The 24083-nt window shown below is 33.9% G+C and carries 12 protein-coding genes; 7 read left to right on the plus strand and 5 right to left on the minus strand.

Annotated features, from left to right (window positions below; genetic code table 11):
- The first annotated feature begins 297 nt into the window (after nucleotides 1-297).
- The 6 genes from JC605_RS10805 to JC605_RS10830 all read left to right on the plus strand — a co-directional run bounded on the left by JC605_RS10805 (nucleotide 298) and on the right by JC605_RS10830 (nucleotide 13197).
- The gene (locus JC605_RS10805) at nucleotides 298-4446 is read left to right on the plus strand and encodes a two-component regulator propeller domain-containing protein (RefSeq protein ID WP_198856198.1); all 4149 of its coding nucleotides are present in this window, start codon (nucleotides 298-300) and stop codon (nucleotides 4444-4446) included.
- A gap of 434 nt (nucleotides 4447-4880) precedes the next feature.
- A complete protein-coding gene (locus tag JC605_RS10810; RefSeq protein WP_198856199.1) occupies nucleotides 4881-7985 on the plus strand; it encodes a TonB-dependent receptor in 3105 nt (1034 codons plus the stop codon).
- 59 nt (nucleotides 7986-8044) lie between these two features.
- Nucleotides 8045-9568 carry a RagB/SusD family nutrient uptake outer membrane protein gene (locus JC605_RS10815; RefSeq protein WP_198856200.1) on the plus strand — a complete coding sequence of 508 codons (1524 nt, stop codon included), beginning with the start codon at nucleotides 8045-8047 and terminating at the stop codon, nucleotides 9566-9568.
- An 8-nt stretch (nucleotides 9569-9576) separates the two neighbouring features.
- A complete protein-coding gene (locus JC605_RS10820) occupies nucleotides 9577-10680 on the plus strand; it encodes a hypothetical protein (protein WP_198856201.1) in 1104 nt (367 codons plus the stop codon).
- Nucleotides 10681-10811: 131 nt separating this feature from the next.
- Nucleotides 10812-12203 carry an endo-1,4-beta-xylanase gene (locus JC605_RS10825; protein WP_198856202.1) on the plus strand — a complete coding sequence of 464 codons (1392 nt, stop codon included), beginning with the start codon at nucleotides 10812-10814 and terminating at the stop codon, nucleotides 12201-12203.
- Between the two features lie 55 nt (nucleotides 12204-12258).
- Nucleotides 12259-13197: a glycoside hydrolase gene (locus JC605_RS10830; RefSeq protein WP_198856203.1), complete on the plus strand. Its 939-nt coding sequence runs from the start codon at nucleotides 12259-12261 to the stop codon at nucleotides 13195-13197.
- A gap of 191 nt (nucleotides 13198-13388) precedes the next feature.
- Here the strand turns inward: JC605_RS10830 and JC605_RS10835 are convergent, their stop codons facing one another.
- Both JC605_RS10835 and JC605_RS10840 read right to left on the minus strand, forming a co-directional pair.
- Nucleotides 13389-15353: a RagB/SusD family nutrient uptake outer membrane protein gene (locus tag JC605_RS10835; RefSeq protein WP_198856204.1), complete on the minus strand. Its 1965-nt coding sequence runs from the start codon at nucleotides 15351-15353 to the stop codon at nucleotides 13389-13391.
- A 10-nt stretch (nucleotides 15354-15363) separates the two neighbouring features.
- Nucleotides 15364-18450 (minus strand): TonB-dependent receptor, encoded by a 3087-nt coding sequence (locus JC605_RS10840; RefSeq protein ID WP_198856205.1) that lies wholly within the window; start codon nucleotides 18448-18450, stop codon nucleotides 15364-15366.
- A 635-nt stretch (nucleotides 18451-19085) separates the two neighbouring features.
- On the opposite strand from JC605_RS10840, the gene JC605_RS10845 reads away from it, so the two are divergent.
- Nucleotides 19086-19553 (plus strand): hypothetical protein, encoded by a 468-nt coding sequence (locus JC605_RS10845; RefSeq protein WP_198856206.1) that lies wholly within the window; start codon nucleotides 19086-19088, stop codon nucleotides 19551-19553.
- A 50-nt stretch (nucleotides 19554-19603) separates the two neighbouring features.
- Here JC605_RS10845 and JC605_RS10850 read toward each other — a convergent pair whose 3' ends face one another.
- The 3 genes from JC605_RS10850 to JC605_RS10860 are packed head-to-tail and all read right to left on the minus strand — an operon-like array spanning nucleotide 19604 to nucleotide 24083.
- On the minus strand, nucleotides 19604-22720 hold the full coding sequence (locus JC605_RS10850) for an efflux RND transporter permease subunit (RefSeq protein ID WP_198856207.1): 3117 nt from the start codon (nucleotides 22718-22720) through the stop codon (nucleotides 19604-19606).
- A gap of 4 nt (nucleotides 22721-22724) precedes the next feature.
- The gene (locus tag JC605_RS10855) at nucleotides 22725-23024 is read right to left on the minus strand and encodes a DUF190 domain-containing protein (protein WP_198856208.1); all 300 of its coding nucleotides are present in this window, start codon (nucleotides 23022-23024) and stop codon (nucleotides 22725-22727) included.
- 48 nt (nucleotides 23025-23072) lie between these two features.
- A complete protein-coding gene (locus JC605_RS10860) occupies nucleotides 23073-24083 on the minus strand; it encodes an efflux RND transporter periplasmic adaptor subunit (protein ID WP_198856209.1) in 1011 nt (336 codons plus the stop codon).

Here is a 24083-nt window from a genome sequence, read left to right on the forward strand (position 1 = left end):
TCTGGTAGAACCGGGAACTTTTAAAATCATGGTTGGAGGAAGTTCTGATAAAGGTCTTACTGAAAAATTTGAACTAAATTAATTCGAAAAAGCACTATATCTATTTGTATAAAATATGTTGTTTTAAGCAATCTAATAACCTGAGTGAGATTATTAATTAATCATACTCAGGTTTTTGACAATATGACAAATTTCACAATTAAAAGTATATTTTTTGTTTAGTTTTATTAATATTGTTAATTACACTTAAAAAATAAAGACGGGTTTTCGGCGAGGATTGATCAATACTACTATTAAATGAAAAATATTAAATATATTCTTGTATGCTACTTTATAGGTTTGAATTGCCTATTTTCTCAAGATAAATTTGATAACTATCAATTTAGAAGCATACAGGAAACTACTTCAAAAAGAGCTATTTCTTCCATTATTCAAGATAAAAATGGTTTTATCTGGATAGGCACAAATGGCACTGGTTTGTATCGATATGACGGGGTGAATTATTTTGGATATGAATACAATAAAAATTCGGGCTCAATAAACAGTAACTTTATCTATTCCACTTTTGTTGATTCTGACAATAACTTATGGGTTGGTACTGATGACGGTTTATGCTTATATAACAGAGATTTAGATAATTTTACCAAAATCAATATTGAGGATGTAATCAGAAAAGGATATGATGAACCCATTACTGTAAAGACAATTAATCAAGATAACAATGGTAACTTAATCTTGGGCACTTATGGCTTTGGATTATTTAAACTTAACATAAAAACTTTAAAAACTACTTTGATTCCGTCAAAGGTGTTGGATAAATTTAATTTCCTAATAAAATCTTCGGTAAAAAATAAGCAAGGAATTATCTATTTAGGAACAAGTTATGGCCTCTTAGAACTTGATTTAAACGGCAAACTTAAACAGGTTTATAAAGACAAGTTTAAAAGAGAACCTTTATTGGACGATATAGAAAATCTTGCTATAGATAAATTAGGATATATATGGCTGGGAACTACTGAACATGGTCTGATTAAAATTAAGCCAGAAACTGATAATTACCAATTTGAAAATTATTTTATAACCAAAAACAAAATCTTATCAATTATAGAAAGCAGCCAAGATTATATAATTTGTGGTACTGAAAATGATGGATTATTGATTGTAAACTATAAAGGCCAAGTAATCCAGAAGTATTTGCACAGCAAGTATAATGACTCTAGCTTAAAATCTAATTCTGTCTGGTCATTGTATGAGGATAAAGAAAAGCGACTCTGGTTAGGCTATTTTAATAAAGGACTTGGCGTATTTGACAAACCAAATAACAAATTTAATTCTCTTGAATCGCTAGTCAACAACGAAAATTCTTTGCAGACAAGCTATGTCACTTCAATTGTAAAAGACAAGAAAGGAGATCTGTTAATCAGTAACGAAGGAGGCGGTCTCGACATTTATAATCTTACCAATAAAAGTTTCATTCATGTAAATAAAAACAGCCAAAGTTATTATTCTGGTTTAGACGCTGCTGATATTCAAACCATATTCATAGACAGTAAGCAAAATATTTGGATAGGAAGTTGGGATCGCGGAATCTACTTTTTAAAAAATGGCACTACTCGATTCATAAATTATAATACTGCCAATACTGAAGGATTAAAATCGAATAGAATTTTTAGTTTTTCGGAGGATTTGAAGGGCAGAATCTGGATAGGAACTTTCATAAAAGGACTGCATTATTTTGACAATAAGAACAATACATTTGTTCATTGCAACACAAAATCATTTACAGAACACGCTTTGGACAATGCTTTTATCCGTAAAGTTTTTGTAGATTCTGATAATGTTTTGTGGGTTGGAACAATCTTGGGCTTATATCAGGTAAGTTTAAAAGACGATTCTGGTTTTAAAGTTACCAAAATGCGCGATGCCATGTTCGACGACAAAACGAAATATAACAGCATCCAAACTATTTTATCAATCTACGAGTCTAACGATAAAACAATATGGATTGGAACAGACGGCGAAGGATTATTTAGCTATAATAAAAAAGATAGAACATTTTCAAACTATAATAATTTTCCAGGTTTTAAAGAAAAATCTGTTCGCGCCATAATAGCCGACAACAATGGCTATTTATGGATTAGCGGCGGATTAGGATTAACAAAACTTGATTTAAAAAACAAAAAAAGTACCAGCTTTACTAAAGATGACGGTCTTATTGATAATGATTTCAACAACAATGCGGTCTTTAAAGATGGAAATGGAGAACTGTATTTTGGAAGTTATGAGGGAGTAAATTATTTTAATCCTAGCGAGATCAAAAAAGTAGAGAAAGCTCCAAAATTGTATTTCAGCGATTTTAAATTATTCAATAAATCTGTAAAACCTAATGAAGATGCTTCTCCATTAACCAAAGTAATTGGTCAGAGTAAAGAAATCATTCTTAATCATACGCAATCTGTTTTTACGATTGAATATGTTGGAATTAACTATAATTATTCTAAGAAAAACCAATATGCTTATTATTTGCAAGGCTTTGAAAAAGATTGGAATTATGTAGGAAACAACAGAGCCGCAACTTATACAAATTTGCCACCAGGTAATTATGTTTTTAAAGTAAAATCTGCAAATGCCGATGGTTCGTGGAATACTGTTCCTTTAGAATTAAAAATAAAAGTCTTGCCGCCGTGGTGGAAAACTATTTGGGCCTATTTACTGTACACTTCAATACTGGTTTTTCTAACTATATACCTTAATAAAATATATCAAAATCGTTTTAAAGCAAAACAGGCTATAATTTTAGAAAAAGAAAAAAATATTCAGTCAGAGAAATTAAACAATAATAAACTGCAATTTTTCACAAATATTTCGCATGAATTCAGAACACCATTAACACTAATTATCAACCCTTTAGAAGATATTCTAAAAAGTAAAAATTTATCTCCTGAAATACATAACAAATTAAAAATTGTTCATAAAAGTTCAGATAGGCTTTCCAGACTTATCAATGAGCTTATGGACTTTAATAAGTTAGAATTCAACAGAATTTTTCTTCAAGCCAGAAAAATTGAAGTCGTAGCCTTTACACAGGGAATTAGAGGTTATTTTGATGAGGAAGCCGCCTCACGAAATATTACTATTAATTTTGAGTCTGAATTTGATGAGCTTGAGGACTGGTTAGATCCTAAAATGCTCGAAAAAATACTGTTCAACATTATTTCAAATGCTTTTAAATTTACTCCCGATAATGGCTCAATCACTATTTCTATAGCAAAATCAGAAAGCGATAATCTATTGCTAATTGATGGAAATATCGTTCCTTCTTTTTCAATAACGATTACTGATACAGGTTCGGGTATTCGCAAAAAAGATCTGAAAAGAATATTTGACAGGTTTTATCAGGTCAATAATGTAAATAAAGATTATTATGGAAGTACGGGAATTGGTTTAGAGGTTGTAAAGGAATTTGTGGAACTTCACAAAGGAAGAATTGATGTTGATAGTCAGGTAGGACAAGGCACAAAATTTACATTAACCTTTCCTTTAGGCAAATCTATGTATAAGAAAAGTGAAATAATTGAAGGGGACAAAACAAAAAAAATAGAAGAAACTAAAACTAAATTTCTATCTGAATCTACCGACCAAGATGATTATGTAGACCAAACTGAAAATGTTGCTGAAACTGTAAAACCATATACTGTTTTAATCGTTGAAGATAATCCTGAATTGAGAAACTACTTAAAACAGGAACTAAGCAAATTGTATAAAGTTATTGTCGCCGAAAATGGTCAAAAAGGCTACGAACTTGCTGTTCTGAAATTACCAGATTTAATTATTACAGATGTTATAATGCCCGTAATGGACGGACTGCAGATGTGTAAAAAAATAAAAGGCGATTTAAAAACAAGCCACATTCCATTATTAATGCTTTCGGCAAAAGCAATGGTAAAAGACCGATTAGAAGGTATAGATTCAGGTGCTGATATTTATCTCAGTAAACCATTTGAGTTAGACATCTTAAAATCTAGCCTAGCACAGCTTATTACGAGCAGACAAATCATGTTTAAGAAATTTTATAGCGGAATCACAAAAGATGGTAAAGAAAAAACAACTTCTCTTGATAATGATTTCATTCAAAAAATTCTGCATTTTATAAACGAAAACATCAGCGAACCAGAATTAAGCGTGGAATTGCTATCATCTAAAATTTTCCTAAGCAGAAGTCAGCTGTATCGAAAGATAAAGACCTTAACAGGCGTTTCGGTAAATGAATTTATTAGAAATGTACGATTAGAAAAGGCAAAACAATTGATAGAAAAAGGAAATAATAATATTAATGAAATTAGCTATAAAGTTGGATTTACATCTCCCTCCTATTTCACCAAATGTTATAAGATTAAATACGGACATTTGCCCACACAAGAAAAAGAACAAAAAAACAAACATTAAAAATATCTCTTTAAAATAGAGAATGGCCTAAAAAAGAGCTTCGATACCATAATCGAAGCTCTTTTTTGTAAGTCAATTTCCTCAAAAATCTTTTCTGTTATTTGAGAGCAAAATCTAATATATCTAAAATATTACTGCTTCTTTTTTATACAAAAGGTATTTTTTTAGCAGTTTTTTCAGCAATACTTTATCGCCTGTTTTATATCATAATTGTTTCTTTTCAGCAATAACAGCCCTTAATCCCCATTTTTTGCATCATTTGTTGCACAATATGCTTCATGCGTTCTACAATAGCAGCACACTACATTTTACTTTCGTTAAGAAATTTTTAAGAAAAAGAGAATCTTCTTATAGCTTCACTTTTGAACATGTAAAAGTCTCTTCTATTAAATATTTTACAAGTAAAAACAAACTAACTTAATCGACCAATTTTTATGCAGAAAAAAACATTAAAAAAACTATTATGTTTAATAGTATGTATGTGGGGAAACTTTTTCTTTGCGCAAACTGTTAAAGGAAAAGTAACATCAGGAGGTCTTGGCCTACCCGGTGTTGGTGTAGCAGTACAAGGAACAAAAAATGCTACAACCACTGATTTTGACGGAGGATTTATTTTAAACAATGTAGATCCGAAAAGCACATTGATTTTTAGCTACATAGGTTACAAAACTGTATCCCTTCAAGCAGATACAAAATCAGTGATGGTAGTCAACATGGTTAATGACCTTGAGAAATTAAATGAAGTCGTGGTTATTGGCTACGGAACTTCAAAAAGAAAAGATGTAAATGGTGCTATTTCTTCCATCAAAGCATCTGAAATTCAAGACAAACCTTTTATTTCCATCGATCAAGCTCTTGTAGGTAAAGCGGCAGGTGTAAATGTTACTCAAAATTCTGGAACTCCAGGAGGAGGAATTTCGGTACAAATTAGGGGAATTACCTCTATTAATGGAAATGAACCTTTATATGTAATTGACGGAACACCTGTTTTTGCAGACAAAAACAACGACTCATTTGCATTTAGTGCATTAGGCGGAGGAAATGGGCAGACTAAAAACTCGGCTTTATCTGGATTAAATATTTCGGATATCGAAACTATTGATATCCTAAAAGATGCTTCATCAACGGCAATATATGGTGCAAATGGTGCGAATGGTGTCGTTTTGATTACAACTAAAAAAGGAAAAAAGGGAAAGTCGGCTTTTACCTATGAAACGTATTTAGGTACTCAGCAAGTGGCAAATTCAGTTGATGTTTTAAACTTGCCTCAATATGCCGCTTATCAGACTAAAATCTTCAAACTAAATGGAGAACCAGTTCCTTATCAATATCAAAAACCAAATTTATTAGGCAATGGAACAAACTGGCAGGACGAACTTTTTAGAACTGCCACTATGTACAATCATCAAATATCATTTTCAGGCGAAAAAGACGGAACAAGATATTATACTTCTTTGAATTATTTTGATCAGGAAGGAATTGTGATGAATTCAGATTTCAATAGAATGTCTATGAGATTAAATGTGGATTCAAATGTAAAATCATGGCTTAAAATTGGCAACAATATGTCAATAAGCAGATCATCTCAACAAGTAGTTCGAAACGATGACAGAGGTGGTTTAGTAATGAATACATTAAGACAGTCTCCAGAATTACCTGTTAGATATGCCGATGGTTCTTATGCCGGCCCAACAAGCGGTTTAGGTTCTTCTGCAAATGAGGCAACCAACCCAATTGCATTATCAGAATACAATAACGCAAAAGCAGACCGATACAAAATTAATGGAAATGTCTTTGCCGATTTCACTCTTGCTAAAGGATTGGTTTTTAGAACAGAATTGGGATATGATTTAAATTTTGCAAAGAGCAGCTCTTTTGCCCCTGCCTACACTTTAGGAAATGTATCTGAGCTATTAAATAAATCTTTTAAACAGCAGGATCAAAGTTTCTACTGGAGTTTAAAAAATTATTTGACATACAATAAAACATTTAGCGAAAAACATAATTTCACTTTCTTACTAGGTCAGGAAGCACAAGAAAGCCAATACGAATATTTAAGCGGTTACAGATCGGGCGATTTCCTTAGCAAAGATTTTACCAACTTAAACATAGGCGATATAGATACCGCCGTTAATGGAAATGGTTCTGGAAGATGGTCGATGACCTCATACATTTCGAGATTAAATTATAGTTTTTCTAATCGCTATTCTTTTTCGGCTTCTTTAAGAGCCGATGCTTCTTCTAACTTTGGACCTAATAATAAATGGGGATATTTTCCATCATTTGCTGCAGGTTGGACTGTTAGTAACGAAAGCTTTTTTGAACCTTTATCTAATACAGTCAATTATCTAAAATTTAGAGGTGGTTATGGTTCGGTAGGAAATCAAAATATTCCTGCAAACAGATACCAAACCATTCTTTCATTGACTGCATCTCCTTTCGGAGGCGTGTCTCCAACAATTGATAATTTAGGAAATCCAGATATTAAATGGGAATCTCTTAAGTCTTTTAACGTTGGTTTTGAACTAGGAATGCTTAGCAATAGAGTAAAATTAGACTTTGATTACTATGTAAAACATTCTTCTAATTTCCTTACTAAGCAAATCAATGATGAGTCAAATCAAAGTGCATTAAATTATTATTTGAATACGGGTGAAATTCAAACTAAAGGGGTCGAACTTACCTTAAACACTAGAAACATTGTTACAGATAATTTTACTTGGGATAGTACTATTATTTTCTCAAAATACAATAATGAACTTACCAGTTTTCAAGGGGCAGGTAAATCTTTATTGGGTAAAGTTCAATTCGACTTGTATACCGTAACTAGAACTACAGAAGGCCAGCCAGTTGGTCAATTCTATGGATATGTTACAGATGGAATATTTAAAAATGCAGCAGAATTAGCAGCAGGTCCAATTCAGGAAACAGGAACAGGAATTGGTGATATTCGTTTTAAAGATCTTAATAATGATGGGAAAATTGATGCTAAAGATCAAACTTCTATAGGAAGCGCAATACCTGATTTCACTTATTCATTTACCAATAACTTTAAATACAAAAACATCAGTTTATCAATTGCTTTAACGGGAAGCCAAGGCAATGAAATCTACAACTTTACTCGTCATTATACAGATGGTATCTATCCTGGATTTGGAGATCGATTTGCAAATGTGAGCACAAGAGCTTTAAATGCTTTTGAACCGGGAGTTAATGAAAATACGAATGAACCTAGAATTACGCTTAATGACCCAAATGGGAATGGAAGAATCTCGAATAGATTTGTTGAAGATGGTTCTTATTTAAGAATTCAGAATGTTTCTTTGAGCTACGATTTACCAAGCAAAATCTTCGAAAAGTCTATTATATCTAAAGTTAGATTGTATGTCAATGTCCAAAACTTATACACATGGACAAAATACTCTGGTTTTGATCCTGCTTTAGGAAATTTAGATCAAAATATAACCCTTAGCGGTATTGATCTAGGAAGATACCCAGTACCGAGAATAACATCTATGGGTCTAAATCTAGAGTTTTAAAATCGACAAAAACACAATTAACTTAATGATTCATAGTCGTTAAAATAAAAATAATAGTTATGAAAAAACTTTTTAAACTTTTTATGATTGGAATGGTAATACCATTGCTGTCTTTATTTTCCTGTTCTGATGATTTTTTGGATGCTCCATCTGAAAATCAATTGACACCTGGCGATTTACCCGAAGGAATTACCGCTTTTGATGGAATTGCCGAGAGTTTGTATTTTAAACCTTGGTTTACTTTTAATGATAAATTCTTAATTGCAGTTGGCGATATGTACGCTGGCAACGCATTTACATTTGATGGTGCATATGCACAATTTAAAGACGCTCAGGTAACTTCGCAGAATCCAATCCTGACAGAAGGATATACTTCTTTGTTTTCGGTTATTGATCAATCTAATAATTTAATGAGTTTGGTTGAAGACAGAAAAAGCGAGCTCCCAGAAGCATCTTATAAAAATGCCATAGCAATATCAAGGTTTATGAGAGCCAATGCTTATTTCTATCTGGTAAGAAGCTTTGGAGCTGTGCCTATTATCAACAAAGCAGGATCAGCTGCGCAACCAAAAAGAAATCTTGTTACAGATGTTTACAAATTCATAAAACAAGATTTAGAATATGCGATCGAAAATTTACCAGCAACTTCGGTAAAAAAAGGATATGTTACCAAATTTGCTGCTATGGGAATTCTTGCAAAAGTGCATTTGACATTAAATGAATATGCAGAATGTGCAACTCTAACTCAGAAAATTATCGGAAATCAATACACTTTAATTCAAGAGTACGGAAACTTATTTAGCAGTCCAGAAAATAATAATAGCGCCGAAAGTATGTTTGCGCTGCAATGGAAGGCAGTTGCTACCGAATGGGGAACGCAAAATACAAATCAAGCGTATATAGTTCCTGGTGGTACTGGAATAACTGGCGGTGGTGACGGTTGGGGAGTTTATCTGCCTTCTATTTCATTGCAAAGCGGTTTTGAGCCAAATGACACTAGAAAAAAGAGCACAATCATGACAGATGGTGACTTTTATCCTGAATTGTTAAAAAATCAAGGCGGTTTTAGATATAAAAAAATATACTCATCGACTGCGGCTAATTTCAGAAAGTATATTGTAGGATCTGCTGCCGAAAGAAACGATGTGTTTTTTATGAGAACTTCGCAAAACACAATCATACTAAGGTATTCTGACGTTTTACTAATGAATTCTGAGGCTATTTTGGCAGGAGCCAGTTCAACTACTTCTGCAGCTGCTTTAGACTCTTTTAATGAAGTGAGAGCCAGAGCGGGATTACCAGCTAAAACAGTTCTTACAAGAGATGATTTATTTAACGAAAGAAGAATTGAATTTGCACTTGAAGGACAATATTTCTTTGATTTAAAACGCCGTGGTCTAGCGGAAGCAACAGCTATTATTTCACAACAAGAAGTTGGATTTTATTCTGATGATGACAGAACAGTATTGATTTCAAGAAAAATAACTCCTGGAAGCAACTACTTTGAATTGCCTTTACCGCAAACTGCTATTGATACTAATCCATCGTTATTAGAGCCTCCTGTTCCTTTTAACTTTAACTAACATTTACTATGATCAAGAAAATAACATATAGAATTATAATTCTTCTAGCACTGGTTTCTTTTGCTGCTTGCCAAAATGATGATGCACCTACTGCAAGCGTTGATGCAATGGTTGCCGAACCTGGCGATTTGCTTAATCAGGCCTTTCCATTAAACAAGGTCAGAGTTGAAGGTGAAGGTTTAAAAGGATTAAAAAAAATTACGTTGGACAATAAAATTAACATCAGTTTTAATCCAAACTATAATTCAGATCAAGCTTTTATTTTTACTGTTCCTTTTGACGAAAAACTAGGAAGTCGATTTGGTGTACAGCCTATTACGTTTGTAACAGGAACAGGATCGGTTACCAAAAACATAGAGATTTTACAACCTATTCCTACCATAACAAAAACAATTCCAGAGGTAGCAACTCCTGGGTTTCCATTAGAAATTGAAGGAACATGGTTTTACAATGTTTCTTCCATCACTTTGGGCGGAAAAACACTTAGTTATACGTTAAAATCGTCATCTTCAATTATCATCGGTTTACCTTCAGACGCAATTTCAGGATCAGAGCTGGTCGTTACTACTCCTGGTGGTTCTGCAAAAAAAACAATCAATTTTGCAACTGTAGTTCTTGTGTCTGATTTTGACGGAAACGGTTCCAGAGAAGATTGGAGTGCTTATGGTGATATCGATAGTTTTAATGCCAATACCACTGGTGGCCCAACAGGAAGTTATGCAACATTAGCATGGTCTGGTTCAACTGCAAATGGTTATAACGGAAGTAGTGCTGGCGGTGGAGCTAGTTTCCTAAGCTCTTCAAACAATGATGCCCTAAAAACATTTATAGACATTGATGTAAGCGCAAATGTTGTAGGTGCTCAATTTGCTATTCAGCTAAATACTATTGATGGCGTAAATTATGGCTATAATTTTAAAGTGACCGATGTAAACTGGACCACCAAAACAATATTATTAAGCGATTTTAAAGATAATTACGGATTTGGTTCAAATTCGGCGGCAACGTTAGATCCTTCTAAAATTAATGAAATTAAAGTCGGTATTGCTCAAGGAGATACGCCAAATCCAAGTGTAATAAAATTCGACAATATTAAAATTCGCTACCAATAAAGAGACTTTTAGGCATAAATAAAAGAGGTCGTGATAAATCGGCCTCTTTTATAAAATAAGCTCTAAAATGATACAAAAATTATAAACAAGGGTATTACCAATAACTAGAATACCTATAATAACAATACAGTATGAAAATTAAATTTTTACTAATGCTGGCCTGTCTTTTCTTTTTTTTGAACTCTTGTTCAAAAGATGACAATGTCGCCGTTAATGCTTTAGAAGCGCCTATTGCAAATGCTCCAAAAGACGTGAATGACGAAGGTTTTAGAGCAAAATGGAATTACGTTTCCCACGCAAAAAGTTATCTTCTAGATGTTTCTACCAATGAGAATTTCTCCACTTTTGTCCCAAATTACAATGCAAAAGAAATTATCGATTTAAATGAAGTTGTTTCAGGTTTAAATGGAGGCACACAATATTATTACCGAGTTAGAGCAAAAAATGAAACAGAGATTTCTGGCTATTCAAATATTATTAGTGTTGTAACTACGGGTTCTAGCAACATTCCTGAGGATCCAACATTTTTAAAGGTAAAAGCCAATAAATTGGCAAATCCGTTTTTTGTAGGTATGGCAGTTAAAGCTTCGCAATTAACAAACGGAAGTCCTTATGATGTTATATTGAAAAATGAATTTAGCAGTATATCTGCCGAATATGAAATGAAAATGGATCAAATTTCTGTTTCAAGCGGTGTTTACAACTGGACTGTTGCTGATAAAATTGTTGCTTACGGAAATTCTAATGACATCAATGTTCACGGTCATGCTTTGGTATGGCATAATTCGGTACCGCAATGGTTAAAAGATTTCTCTGGGACTGATGCTGAATTTAAAGCAGAAGTTAAAAAGTACATTACAGATGTAGTTACGCATTATGCAGGAAAAATAAAATCTTGGGATGTCGTAAATGAAGCTGTAGATGATAATGGAGGTACGATGAGAAATACAATTTTTCTTCAACGAATGGGTGCCAATTATGTAAAAGACTGTTTTCAATGGGCAAGAGATGCAGCAATCGCTGCCGGCGACAACTCTTTACTTTTGTTTTATAATGATTATGCAACTTCAACAAATGTTCTTAAACAAGATAAAGTTTTTAGCATTGTCGATGATTTAAAAGCAAGCAATCTCATTGATGGTATTGGTTTTCAAATGCATAATAACTATTTAAATCCAACAAGAGCTCAAATCGAAGCCGACTTTAACAAAGCTGTAGCAAAAGGCGTGAAAATTCATGTTTCGGAATTGGATATTCAGGTAAATCAATCTAACGATATTTCAACTTTTACAAATGAAAGAAGGCTAGCCCAAAAAGAAAAATACAAAGAAATTGTACAACTATACAATACACTTCCAGCAGTAAATAAATACGCTATAACGATTTGGGGAATGAAGGATAATGAATCGTGGATTCCTTTTAGTGCAGAACTCAATCATCCAGGAAACGATTGGCCTTTATTATACGATTCAAATTTTGCAATAAAAAGTTCACATACTGGATTTCTGGAGGGTTTAGATTAATTTTTTTAAGCTATAATAATTTACTTCAACTATTAATAAACCAAAAAATTAAATTATGAAAAAATTAAATTTGTTTGCATTAACAGTTTCATGTGCATTAAGTTTAGGATTTGCATCATGCGCAGATGATGCAAGTCCGATGGCAAAAGACCAGTCAAAAAATACAAATGCAAGTACCGTTACAAAAAACAGCACAGGCAAAGTAGCAGATGCGCCTTGGGTCAAACAATTTGAAGAAACATTTGATGTGGGTTCTAATTTGTCGCAATGGACAAAAGAGCAACGTGCAGATTATAATTCTTGGTATTGCGATTATTATAGCTCTGTACCAACCACACAATGGAGAGACGGAAGACAATGTTTAGAGATCAAGACTACAAAATTAAGCACATACAAATATCAATCTGGGTTCATTACCTCAAATTATCAATACAAACCAGAAAACAACACAGAGTATATGCTTTCTGCCAATATTAAGCTAATAGCTATGGATGGCAGTACTTACAAGTCTTTTACTGAAACTTATGGTGCATGGCCTGCCTTTTGGTCTGTGCAGGGAAATGCCTGGCCAACTAAAGGAGAAATAGATATTATGGAAGGTTATTCTTTTGCTCCTAATGCAAGTCGTTTTACTTCGAATCTTTTTTATGGAACCTCTTCTGGAACAAATCTTATAGGAAACTCTGCAGAAAGAAATTATCCTGCCAATTTTGATATCAATGGAAATGGCGGATGGCATTTATATGAATCTTTTTGGAAAATGAAAGACAATGTTGTAACAGTAACCATAAAAGTTGACAATGTGACTGTAGCAACTTATACTAATGGTAGTGCCAATAATCTTAATCTCAATAATTTTGGACCACACTCTATTATATTAAATATGAATGTTGGATCTAAAGACTCCAATTTTATTGACCCAAATAAAATCAATTTATTTTCAACTGCAATGATGTGGGTTGATGATGTAACAGTTTATAAAAGACCAATATAATTTAAATTTTAGCTGATTTTCAAGCGATTTTTTTCAAAACAATTTTACCTCAACAGCATTTATAGCTGTTTAGCTGAGATCAGAAACTAGTTTAATTCTATCTTAGAGTTCTCTAAAAACTAAATAGGAGCAAAAGTTTATCTTTTGCTCCTATTTTTCAACTAACTTAAACTAACCTTATTGTGAAATGGCTAATAGCCAGGATTCTGATAAGCTGCTTTTTCTTCGGCTGACATTTGCATACCATCAAGTTGGCTTGTTGGTATTGGACGAAGGTAATTCTGTGGAGAAATTGTTCTTGTAAACACCTTAACAGTGTGATCTTTCCAATCGTTTGGATTAGTAGCTCCTGCGATTGAAAATGAATTTCCGTATTCTGTCCATTTTTGAGTACGCACTAAATCATACCATCTGTAGCCTTCTCCAAAATATTCTCTTGAACGTTCTGCCAAAATATAATCAATATCAATAACCATTGGAGTTGCTGCAGTCATTGCCGCACTATTATCTTGCGTTTTTACTTTGTTTCCGTTGTTGTCAAAAGTCCATTTTCCGGCACGAGCACGAATAACATTGATTAAATCTCTTGCTGTTTTTCCTCCTTGTACAGAAGCTCCTTTAACCGCAGCTTCGGCAGCAACAAAATACAGTTCTGAGAATTTAGCTATTGGAAACGGACGCGTACTACTTCCATTAGGAGATCCTAAACCTGCTCCATTATCTGTACGATAAGGTCCTAATTTCCAGTTTCCTGGATAACATATCCTAGAGATTACACTTGGTTCAATTACAAAATCAGCTCTTCCTGGCAATACTCCCGCTCCAATTGAACTGTTAAATACTGAGTTAGAATAATCAATTCCTGATGTATCCTCATTTAAGAAAGTCAGAACTGGCTCACCATTTGCTATAGGAAGATAATTTGCATTATATAATACTGGAGCAGTAATTCCTGCCTTTGCCCAGTTTCCGCGATAAACTGTGGTAAAAGTACCATCGTAACGAGAATCATTAGTTTTATCGGCAAATGTCTTTTTAAACACTTCAATAGGAGGTGCCAACATAGTCCAAGGTCTTCCTAAATGTTGCTCTGCTTCACGCTGCACAGAACTTACCGCGGCCCAACCAGTGTTGCTTGAAGAACTTCTAACTCCAGTATAATTAAATTGCCCAAACCATCCAGCAAAATAATCAGTACTAAAACCACCTCCGCTATAACCTATATCGCCACCATTATAAAGAGAGCTAGTTTCTGTGTGATCAGCATACAAAAGCATCTCTTTATTTCGATCGTTTTTACCTACGCTAACTTCATAAAAAGAAGGAAGCAATGCAAAAGGACCTGGGTTATTAATTGCTTCTACCGCAACATCGTAAGCCTGCTGATAATACCAAGCCGCATCATGTCCGTCCAAATCTTTACGATCGCTTGCGGGATAAGTTGGAATATTATTAGGATTTTCAAGCCACCATGCAAAGGTCAAATACGCTTTAGCAAGATAAAAACGTGCTGCAGTTTTAGTAAGTCCTCCCGTTACACGTCCTGCAACTGGCAAATCTTCAACTGCTTGTTTTAAATCTGGGAATATTGCTTTACTGTAAACTTCAGGAACTGTATTACGCACAGAAGTTCTTACAGTTGAAGAGTTAAATTTTAATTCTCCAGCTCCTAAATCCAGTGGCACACCACCAAAAGTCTGTACCAACAAAAAATAATCAAAAGCTCTAAAAAATCTTGCTTCTGCGATTAGCGCTGGAGAAATCGTTCCAATTTTAGATGCATTCTCAATTACACCACTAGCTGTATTAATATTTGGAAAAGTAGCTCCCCACACAATACCTGTATTACTAGTTTGAGCATTAATTACACCAACTCCTGAGAAGTCTAAATTCTTAACATTTCCATCTGAGTTTTGCCCCCAAGTTGACTCATCAGTTGCAATTTGTCCAGTATTTAAAAAATAACCACTTCCATACATATATCTCAAATGGCCGTACATTGATGTTATTCCTCCCATTACCCCTTCTGGAGTAGAAAAATAGTCTGGAGTAAAAATAGCTCTAGGCTTCTCGTCCAAAATATTATCTGAACACCCTACTAGAAAAACTGAAGCAAGTGCCGTTACAATATATTTTTTTACTTTAATATGTCTCATTACTGTCTTTTTAAAAAATTATATTAAGTCCTAAAATCAGATTGCGCGACTGTGGCGTATTATATCCTACAGTTAATAAACGACTTAAGTTTCCTGAATAGGCAACTGCCATATTTGAAGCGTCATTTGCATAAGAGTTCGTTTCAGGATCTAGTCCAGATAATTTATGATAAGGAGAATAAATTACCCACGGATTCTGAATGGTACAGTAAAGTTTTAGTTTTTCCATTCCTGCACTTTTAATCCATTGCTTGTTTAAACTGTATCCAAGAGTAATCGTTTTTAACTTAACAAATGAACCATCAAAATAACCTAAAGTAGAACCATATTTCGGATTATTACTTTCTGTAGGACCACCTGGCATTGGAAATTGTGCTCCTGTATTTTCTGGTGTCCAGTAATCTACATCTATTTGTCCGCGTCGCCCATCATTAATATTTAAATATCCATTAGAACCGTAAAGTGTACTATTTAAGATACCTCCGCTTTGAAAAAGACCTACAACACTAATATCAAAATTTTTATAAGCTACTCTAGTATTAAAACCACCTTGAAAATCAGGATCTGCATTTAGAACTTGTCTGTCATCTGCCCCAATTAACCTTTTTGGTGTCCCGTCTGGATTATAATCTCCTGTATACGCCACTCTAATCATACCCGCTTGACCTGCTGGCCCTTCGTATTGTTTTGCTTCCGCATCAGTCTGCCATATTCCTATTTTTTTATAATCGTAAATCACATTAAGAGGCTTTCCAACAAACCACCAGTTATTTTGATCTTCAGTCATTCCTGAAGCCAGAGATACCAGTTTGTTTTTGTTGCTGTAAATATTAACACCTGCATCCCAAGTCCATCCATTATAATTATCTAGAATTACCCCATTAAGACTAAGCTCCCAACCTTTGTTTTGAGTTGATCCAACATTTCCAACATAAGAACTAACCCCAGAAGTAACTGGAAGATTAACACTTAACAAAAGATCTTTCGTATCTGTCGTATAATATTCAGCCGTCCCCGATAATCTGTTATTAAAAAGAGAGAAATCCAAACCAAAATTAGATGTTATAGAATATTCCCACCCTAAATTCGGATTTGGAAGAGTCGAAACGTAATATCCTGTTGCATTATTAGATCCAAAATTATAAGGTCTTGTGCTTAAATACCCCAACGTAGCATAAGGCGCCACTGATTGATTAGACGTCTGTCCGTATCCTCCTCTAAGTTTTAATGCGTCGATCCATTTTACATTCTTCATAAAAGACTCTTTGCTAATATTCCATCCTGCTGAGAATGCTGGATATGTATGCCATTGATTAGAAGGCGCTAGACGCGAAGAAGCATCTGAACGCACTGTAGCGCTTATCATATAGCGATCTGCATAAGAATACATTGCACGAGCCATATAAGAAATCAAACCACTTTGAGTGTAAGTCTGATTACCATTGTTTATAGTAATGTCATCATTATCACCTGTAGAAGTCTGACCTAAATTAAAATACTGAAAACTGTCTCCGGCAATATTTCTTCTTGAAATTAATGAGCTGTTGTAAGTATCTTGTGCAGAAGAATACATTGCCAACGCGTTTATTTTATGCTTTTCAGCAAATGTACGATCATAAGTAAGTAACGTTTCTACTGTCCAGCTTGTAGATTGCGTATTTCCAATTGAGGCCACATTTGGATTATCTGGATTAGCATTAAAAACCCCAATACCAGTGTAAGAGCCCGAATTACTTGTTCTATAATTGCCACCTAGATTCACGCGAGCTTTTAATCCGTCAATTGCTGGTATTTTAAGTTCCCCATAAATAGAATTGTAAGAACCGAAAGCTTTGTTTGTATCTGCCCATTTGTCTCCCAGATTTCGCATACTTTCTTTAGTGTACACCCAATTTTCATCTTGAGGCATTCTTACTGTTCTTTTTAACGAACCATCTTCGTTATAAGGATTTGCAATAGGCGACATACTTAAAACTCCGTACATTCCTAAACTAGCACCATCAGTTATACTGTAATTATTATTAGAAGAAAAGCCAATTTTAAAAATACCGATTTCTTGATCTAAAGCCGCACGGATAGAATATCTATTAAACTCAGATCCTGGAATAACTGCTTGGTCTTTATAATAATTAACTCCAACATTATAATTTCCATTTTCTGTTCCTCCTGTCACTGCGATATCGTGATTTGTTACGATTGCTGTTCTATAAAAAAGATCTTGCCAATCTGTATTTACATCATCAGCTTCATCGATTCCGTTTACAAGGTTTTTTCCCGCAAGCTTACGGAACTCAACATATTTAGGTCCTTGCATCATTGGATATTTTACAGCAGTTTTATATCCTGTATAAGTATTATAAGCAATCGAAGTTCTTTGTCCTTTTGTTCCTCTATTACTTGTTACCAGAATAACTCCGTTTGCGCCTCGCGATCCATAAATAGCTGTCGCCGATGCATCTTTTAATATATCGACACTTTTGATATCCTCAGGGCTAATATCTGCTAAAGTACCAGAGAACGGAATACCATCAAGAACTACCAAAGGATCATTTCCTGCTGTTAAGGAACGCGTTCCACGAATACGAATTTGCATGGCAGCACCAGGCTTCGTTGAAGTCTGCGTTATTTGAACACCCGGAAGACGTCCCTGCATAGACTGAGTAATATTTGCAGAAGGAACCTCACGTATTTCACTACCTTTAATAGAAGCTACCGATCCTGTAACCGCTTCTTTACGCTGAGCTCCATACCCAATAACTACTACTTCTTTTAAATTATTAGAATCTTCTTCTAGTTTTACATTAATGGTTTTCTGTCCATTAACCCCTACTTCACGGCTTGTAAAACCTAAAAAACTGAAAATAAGCACTCCATTAGAAGGAACACTGATAGAATAAGTACCATCAAAACTGGTACTAACACCTGTCTTTGTTCCTTTTACATTTACGTTAGCACCAGGAATTGGCCCGTTGGCATCTGAGACTGTTCCCGTGACTGTTGTCTGTGCATTCGACTGAATCGAAAAGACAAACATTAAGATCAAAAAACCAAAGCATTTGAGAAGCTTTGATTGACTTGCAACAAAAAAGTTAGTCATAAAAATTGATTTAATAATTAAAATATGGTTTATGGTTTAGTTAGCATTTCAAAACTTATTTCTAGGTAAAAGCAATAAGTCTTTGAACAAATATATATCTTTTTTCAAAAAAACAATCGGTTGTGTAATTATTTTTTTATTTATTATTCAAAAAATATCCACTAAAAAAACATTATACTTATTTTAATCTTAAATTATTTGAACATAAACAAATAAAACACTGTAGAATCTCGCAAAAAAAGAAACGATAATTACCTTATAATTGAATAAAAAACAAAATAAACGTTGATAAAAAAATAATCAAAACTCTTATTTAGAATAAAAAAAATAGCAAAACGCTAATAAATAAGATAATAATTACAATTTTATCAAAAAATAGAACAAATTAGATTTTAAAAAAATTTAAAAAGACAATCGGTTGTTAGTTAGTCAATTATTTTTTAGATTGAATCTGTTCAAAATAACAGATAAAATATTTCAGCTCCTTTACTTTTAAATCAAATTAACAGGAGCAACCAAAATAAAATCAATAAGTAATTTTAGAAAAAGCCAGATCATTAAAAATCAAAATGTAATTATATAACAGCAATCGATACTTTACACTTAAATTTGAGTCAACGCTAAATCAACCCGTTATGAAAAGTCTTTTAATACTTATGATATGCATTATGGCATATTCTTGCCAGAAGCAAAAAGGAAACGAAAATACTCCCCTTCAAACAGTGCAAACTGCAACTGAAGAGCCACAAAAACAAGAAAATAAACAGATTGGCGATACTATTTTTATGAATTATAAAAATGAAAAAAATGTATTTATTGCAGATGGCAACGTAGATTCTATACATTCTAGAATATATGTCAAATTTAAAAATGAATTTTCGAGTGAATTAAACGGAAGAATTATACCGGAGAAAACTAATGCCAATATTCGTTTTAACCAGATTATCTATCCAGACAAAACAGCAGACGGGCCTTTTGGTACAGAACTCAAAATAGAGGCCAAACAAACTGGTGATTATATCCTAATTATTGGACATTCTCAAATGGCGGAAAATCCTTATTGGGGAAAATTCGAGGTGCAATTGGAAAATAAAAAAAATTAGATCCATAAAAAAGTCCCAATCAAATATTGGGACTTTTTTTATGTTAGATTTTATTTCGTTTTTCTCTCATTTAACCAAAAATATAAAGGAGGAATTAATATTGGAGCAAAAATTAATGTACTACTCAAACCGCCTATAATTACCGTTGCAAGCGGTCGCTGTACATCTGAACCAATACCAGAAGATGTAGCTGCTGGAATTAGCCCCACAATAGCCACAACCAAAATTGATAATAAAGCTCTTAATTGTTCTTTTGAAGCTGTCAATACATTTTCTTGCAGATTATCATTCTTAAACATTGTTTTTCTATTAAGAGCCGATACAAGAAGTACGCCCGACATTACCGAAATTCCAAAAATGCTCACAAAACCAACACCTGCAGAAACATTAAAGTAATAACCTCTAAGAAGTAAAGCTACAATTCCGCCTCCTAAGGCAAACAAAATACAACTCATGGTAATCATGGTATGCTGGAAGTTTTTGTACAGCATAAATAGAAACAAGAAAACCATAATAATGGTAAGCGGAATGGTAAATGCTAGTTGTTTTCCTGCTCTTTCGAGATTTTCATATTGTCCTCCATAAATAATACTATATCCTTTTGGCACGGTTACATTTTTACCTACTTTACTTTGCAGTTCTTTTACAAAACTTCCCTGATCTCTTCCTCTAATATTGGTTCTAACGGTAATCATTCGTTTGCTTCCGTAACGATAAATATTCGTTTGTCCTTCAACAAAATGTATGTTTGCCAATTGATTCATTGGAATTAAAGCGCCATTTGAAGATGGCACTAAAATATCTTTTATCGCATCAATAGAACTTCTGTATTGTGGTAAAAAACGAACTACAATGTCATAACGTTTTGCTCCATCGTATAAAGTCGAAACTGTTTTTCCGCCAATTGCCACCTCGATCATATTTTGAATATCTGCTACATTAATTCCAAATCTCGCAGCTTGTTCCCTATTAATATCAATTGCCAATTGCTCTTGTTCCCCTTCTTGTTCAATATTGACATTCTCAGCACCTTGCGTATTTTTAGCAATTTGTGCAATTGTTTCTGCCTTTTTTCTCATCATTTCCAAATCATCGCCCACAACAGAAACTGCAAGGTCTGCCGCACTTCCGTTTACAATTTCCATAACCTGATCGATAATAGGCTGTCCTGAAGAAAATTGCACTGATGGAATTTGCTGCTGCAAATCTTTTTTAATTATTTCGACCAAATCTTTCTTAGCAATGGTATCGCTCCAGAGTTTGTAATCTTTTAATCCTACTAAAATCTCATTCCTATTGGCAGGAAACGGATCGGTACCATCATCATTACGCCCTGTTTGCGTTATCACGTAAGATATTTGAGGATACTTCGCTATTATTTTTCTGATTTTAGGAGCATATTTGGCATTTTCCTGTATCGAAATTCCAGCTGGAAAATTTCCTCTTAAAAAGATCGATCCTTCATCTAATGTAGGTAAAAATTCGGTTCCTAGTTTTAAGCCGCATAAAATAAATATTGCTACTATCGAAAAACCAATTACTGTAGTTTTTTTATAATTATTTAAAAAACCAGATAATGCTTTTTCGTATGATCTAGTCAAATAATCTAACACCACATTTTTATGTTCTTTTATAGGTTTATCAACATCGAGCATTGCTTTTCTATAAACAAACGAAATTAGAACTGGAATAAAGGTAAGTGCTCCCAACATCGAACCAATAACAGCAAAAGCCAAAGTTAAAGCCATTGGAGAAAACAATTTGCCCTCTACTCTAGTCATTAAAAGTATAGGCATATAAGCCAATATGATAATGGTTACAGAAAAGAAAATTTCTCTTCCCACTTCTTGAGCTGCTTGTAATGTGATTTGCACAATCCCATCTTGTTTTTCTTCTGGTGTGGCTGTTCTGTATTTCCTTATAAGATGTTCAGCCATTAAACAGGCTCCATCTACAATAATTCCAAAATCTATTGCTCCTAGCGAAAGTAAATTGGCAGGAATACCCGTAAGCCTCATTAAAATAAAAGCAAACAATAATGAAAACGGAATGGTTAAAGCTACAACTAATGCACTTCTAACACTTCCAAGAAACAGAATCAATAGAATAATTACAATAGAAATTCCTTCAAACAAGGTATGCGCAACAGTTTCTAGCGAATGATCGATCAAGAATGTTCTGTCATACATAGGGCGCAATTTTACACCTTGAGGCAAATCATTTTCCTGTAATTCAGCCATTCTTTCTTTTAGCAATATTAAAACCTCACTTGGGTTTTCATATCGTCTTAAAAGAATAATACCTTCAACGCCGCTGCTTACATCTTTTTTGTCTTGGGTAACGGTATATCCCATTACACCACTTGGCGGTGGTGGCGTAATTTCTACAGTTGCTACATCACGAACAAAAACAGGAACTCCGTTTTCAGATTTAAGAACAATATTTTGAATATCTCTTTCCGTTTTAATTGCTCCCAAACCACGCACTGCAAAACCTTGTCCGCCTCTTTCAATAATATTTCCACCAGTGTTTAAATTATTTGCATCTACTGCGTCCATTACGTTTTTAAGCGTAAGATTATATTTTCTCAGTTTTTCTGGCGAAGTAATAATATGAAACTGCTTTAATGGACCACCAAAAGTAGTTACATCGGCAATTCCAGGAACTTGCAGCAAAGCAGGTTTTATAACCCAATCCTGAAGATCTCTAAGCTCTGCTTGGCTATAATTTGACGGTGCTTCTACAACGTATCTAAAAATCTCCCCAACAGCAGTAGAAAGCGGCGCTAATGAAGGCGCAACACCATCTGGCAATTCAGCTTCTGCAAGTCGTTCTGTTACCTGTTGTCGTGCAAAATAATCATCAGTTCCATCTTTAAAAGTAAGTTGCACTACCGACAAACCAAAAATAGTTCTGCTTCTTCGATCTAAAACATTTGGTGTATTCTGCAAAGCTCTTTCAATTGGAATAGTAACTTGCTGTTCTACTTCTTCAGCTGCTCTTCCGTCATATTGTGCTACTATAATTACATTCGTATCTGCAATATCTGGATATGCTTCTATTTTTAATTTGGTAAAACACCAAAAACCTATTGCCATTAAAACAACACTAATTGCAATTATAACCCAGCGGTTACGAAGGCTGAATATGAGTAAATTTTTAATCATCTGTTTACCATTTTTCTACTTGATTCGTAACTATAAAACCTCCTTTGTAGACTTTTCGTAAAGCCGTTAAAACAGATTTTACCTTTTCATCTTCATCTATAAAATTGATCAGCAAAGGTATTTTATCAAAACTGAACAAATCGTGAGGCCTGTTAAGATACCTACTGGCTCCATATCCTATTTTACCATGAAATATAGTTGCTCCCTTAATTTTGTGCTCAATTAAAAATCTTAAGATGTACTCATACAAAGGCTGTGTTCCTTTTAGTTCATCTTTATCTATATATACTTGTGCTTGTGTCATTGTTTTTTCATTTAAGTATTAGCTATTTTGCAGACATAATCTTTGTTTTCAATACCCAAAACTGAGGCCTTTTAACTGCATAACACCTTTAACAGCTATAGCATCGCCACTCATCAAACCATTATAAACGACAACTCTGTCTCCTATCTGATTTCCGATTGTTACTTCGGTACGCTCAAATTCTTTACTGTTCTTTTTTACAAAAACATAATTTTTTGCCTGAACGGTAACCAACGAGTTTTTATCAATACTTATATTATCTCCTTCGCTTATGCCAAAAGAAACTGTAGCAAACATACCAGCCTTAAATTTACCGCTTGCATTATTCAAGCTGATTCGGAGTTTGACCATTCTGGTAGATTGATCAATCATGTCCGCAATGTCATCAATTTTTCCAGAAAATTTTTCATTAGGAAAAGCGGTAAATTGAACGGTACAGTTATCACCGCTTTTTATTCTGCTTATCTGATTCTCCGGAATATCACAAATAATAAATGATGTTCCTGCTTTTGCTCTTTTGAGCGCTTCGGGTTCAAATCCTCCAGCTTTCAAGTTCGTCTCGTACTCAATTAAAGCCGCTCTTTCATTGGCCAAATTGGTCTGTTCTACAGATAATGCTGTTTGCGCTTCCAACAAATCTTTACCCGTTGCTGCACCATGAGCCAGCAAGTCCTTAGCACGGTCTACTTCTATTTGTTTTTGTTTTATGTTTTTGTTCTGAATTTGATTGATATTGGCAATGTGTTGAATAAGCTGAGTATAACTAGCTGCCAAATCAGGATTTTCAAATAAAATGATATTTTGTGATGCTCCTTCTTGAGATTTCATGACCGTTGCAGAAACTTTTGCAGGAGCCATAATTTGATTGTTAAGAACCGAATTTCCTATAGATTCTGTTTCGAAAAAAACAGCACTGCTGTCTGTAGGAAATACAATGGTTTTTCCGTTGTTCGTAACCTGTGGCAAGTTGTTTACTACCTGATCTTGTTTCTTTTCCTTTCCGCTGCAGGCGTAAAGAAATAAAACTATAATGCCGCTATACTTTATTAAATGTTTCAT

The organism is Flavobacterium sp. IB48 (genome assembly GCF_016405855.1).
GTDB lineage: Bacteria > Bacteroidota > Bacteroidia > Flavobacteriales > Flavobacteriaceae > Flavobacterium > Flavobacterium ginsengisoli.

What these genes read in the sequence shown, in the direction of transcription:
- JC605_RS10805 (WP_198856198.1), top strand. Translation starts at nt 298, where the DNA reads ATGAAAAATATTAAATATATTCTTGTATGCTACTTTATAGGTTTGAAT.
- JC605_RS10810 (WP_198856199.1), top strand. Translation starts at nt 4,881, where the DNA reads ATGCAGAAAAAAACATTAAAAAAACTATTATGTTTAATAGTATGTATG.
- JC605_RS10815 (WP_198856200.1), top strand. Translation starts at nt 8,045, where the DNA reads ATGAAAAAACTTTTTAAACTTTTTATGATTGGAATGGTAATACCATTG.
- JC605_RS10820 (WP_198856201.1), top strand. Translation starts at nt 9,577, where the DNA reads ATGATCAAGAAAATAACATATAGAATTATAATTCTTCTAGCACTGGTT.
- JC605_RS10825 (WP_198856202.1), top strand. Translation starts at nt 10,812, where the DNA reads ATGAAAATTAAATTTTTACTAATGCTGGCCTGTCTTTTCTTTTTTTTG.
- JC605_RS10830 (WP_198856203.1), top strand. Translation starts at nt 12,259, where the DNA reads ATGAAAAAATTAAATTTGTTTGCATTAACAGTTTCATGTGCATTAAGT.
- JC605_RS10835 (WP_198856204.1), bottom strand. Translation starts at nt 15,353, where the DNA reads ATGAGACATATTAAAGTAAAAAAATATATTGTAACGGCACTTGCTTCA.
- JC605_RS10840 (WP_198856205.1), bottom strand. Translation starts at nt 18,450, where the DNA reads ATGACTAACTTTTTTGTTGCAAGTCAATCAAAGCTTCTCAAATGCTTT.
- JC605_RS10845 (WP_198856206.1), top strand. Translation starts at nt 19,086, where the DNA reads ATGAAAAGTCTTTTAATACTTATGATATGCATTATGGCATATTCTTGC.
- JC605_RS10850 (WP_198856207.1), bottom strand. Translation starts at nt 22,720, where the DNA reads ATGATTAAAAATTTACTCATATTCAGCCTTCGTAACCGCTGGGTTATA.
- JC605_RS10855 (WP_198856208.1), bottom strand. Translation starts at nt 23,024, where the DNA reads ATGACACAAGCACAAGTATATATAGATAAAGATGAACTAAAAGGAACA.
- JC605_RS10860 (WP_198856209.1), bottom strand. Translation starts at nt 24,083, where the DNA reads ATGAAACATTTAATAAAGTATAGCGGCATTATAGTTTTATTTCTTTAC.